Annotated in this window: 1 protein-coding gene; it reads right to left on the bottom strand. The window is 73.2% G+C overall.

Going from position 1 to position 1,977, the window contains the following annotated elements:
- Positions 1-178 precede the first annotated feature (178 nt).
- Entirely contained in the window at positions 179-1,585 is a 1,407-nt protein-coding gene (gene lpdA / locus ACFV6I_RS38650) for a dihydrolipoyl dehydrogenase (RefSeq protein ID WP_063345990.1), read from the bottom strand.
- Between the last annotated feature and the right edge of the window lie 392 nt (positions 1,586-1,977).

The following is a 1,977-nucleotide window of genomic DNA, read 5'->3' as shown; positions in this document are numbered from 1 at the left end:
GGGGGGGCGGTGCCCCCCCCCCCCCCGGGGGCGCCGCTGGCGGCCCCCTGCCCGCCCGGGCGCCCCGCGCCCCCCCCCCCCCCCCCCCCGCGCCCGCGGCCCCCGAGGCCCGGGGCCGCCGGAAAGCGGCAGGACCCGCCCGGGAGGTCGGGCGGGCCCTGCCGTCATGCGGTGCGCGTCACATGTTGATCATGTGGCCGGCGAGGCCGTGGATGGCCTCCTTGACCGCCTCGCCGAGGGTGGGGTGGGCGTGCACGTTGCGGGCGACCTCATGGACGGTGAGGTCCCACTGCTGGGCCAGGGTCAGCTCGGGCAGCAGCTCGGTGACCTCGGGGCCGATCAGGTGGGCGCCGAGCAGCTCGCCGTACTTGGCGTCGCTGATGACCTTGACGAAGCCGATCGGGTGGCCGAGGCCGTGCGCCTTGCCGTTGGCGGTGAACGGGAACTTGGCGACCTTGACGTCGTGGCCCAGCTCGCGGGCCTGCGCCTCGGTGTAGCCGAAGGAGGCGATCTGCGGCTGGCAGTAGGTGGCGCGCGGGATCATGGCGAAGTCGACCTCCATGGTCTCCGCCCCGCCGATGGTCTCGGCGGCGATCACGGCCATCGTCTCGGCGGCGTGCGCGAGCATCAGCTTGGCCGTCACGTCGCCGATCGCGAAGATGTGCCCGGCGCTGGTGCGGCCGCGGCCGTCCACCGCGATGGCGCCGCGGTCGGTCAGCTTGACGCCGGCGTTCTCCAGGCCGTAGCCGTTGACACGCGGCGCGAAGCCGATCGCCTGGAGCACCTTGTCGGCCTCCAGCACCTGCTGCTGACCGTCCCTGGTGACGGTGACCTTGACCTTGGCGTTCGGGTCGCTGTCGTCGATCGACTCGACCCGGGTGGAGGTGAGCACCTCGATGCCGAGCTTGCGGTACTGCTTGGCCAGTTCGGTGGAGACCTCGACGTCCTCCAGCGGCACCACGCGGTCCAGGAACTCGACGATGGTGACCTTCACGCCGTAGTTGTGCAGCACGTACGCGAACTCGACGCCGATCGCGCCGGCGCCCGCGATGATGATGCTCTCCGGCAGCTGCTCGGTGAGGATCTGCTCCTCGTAGGTGACCACCCGGTCGCTCAGGCTGGTGCCGGGCAGCAGCCGGGTGGTGGCACCGGCGGCGATGACGCAGTGGTCGAAGGTGACGACGTCGAAGCCGCCGCCGCTGAGCGCGACCTGGAGGGTGTGGTCGTCGACGAAGGTGCCCCAGCCGTCGTACTCGGTGATGCCGTTCTTCTTCATCAGGTAGTGGACGCCCTTGACCCGGCCGTCGGCCACCGACCGGCTGCGGCGGAAGGCCTCGCCGAAGTCGAAGGTCACCTGGCCCTCGACCTTGATGCCGAAGGTCTTGGCCTCCTTGGTGAAGATGTGGGCGAGCTCGGCGTTGCGCAGCAGGGCCTTGGAGGGGATGCAGCCGACGTTCAGGCAGACGCCGCCCCAGTACTTGGCCTCGATGACGGCGGTCTTCAGGCCGAGCTGAGCGGAGCGGACGGCGGCGGTGTAGCCGCCGGGGCCGGCGCCGAGGACGACGACGTCGTAGTGCGTGCTCATGTTGCTGACTCCTCCGAGGGTGTCACGGTCTCGTGATCTCGGCCCCATGGTGTCAGGACCGGGTTCGACGCACCCACCGGGTCTCGGCGGATGCGCTCCGCGCGGCACCGTACCCGGCCCGGGGCCGAATTGTCAGTGCCCTCGGCTACGGTGCTCGCAACCTCGCCGGGCAGGGGCGAGGCCCGGGCTGAGGTCCGGGGTGAGGTCCGGGGTGAGGTCCGGGGGTGCGAGCGGGAGGAGGGGCCGAATGGCGGACGAGCACGGCGGAGCCGGCGGGTGGGGCGGGGGGGGGGGGGGGGGGGGGGGCCCCCGGGGGGGCCCCCCCCCCGGCCCGCGGGGCCAGCGGCGGCGGGGGGGGCGCGCTCCCCCACCCCCCCCCCCCCCCCCCCCCC

The organism is Kitasatospora sp. NPDC059803 (assembly GCF_042732255.1).
Lineage (GTDB): Bacteria > Actinomycetota > Actinomycetes > Streptomycetales > Streptomycetaceae > Kitasatospora.
The sequence above is the reverse complement of the archived record's forward strand: the minus strand, read 5'-3'. Positions and strand labels throughout refer to the sequence as shown.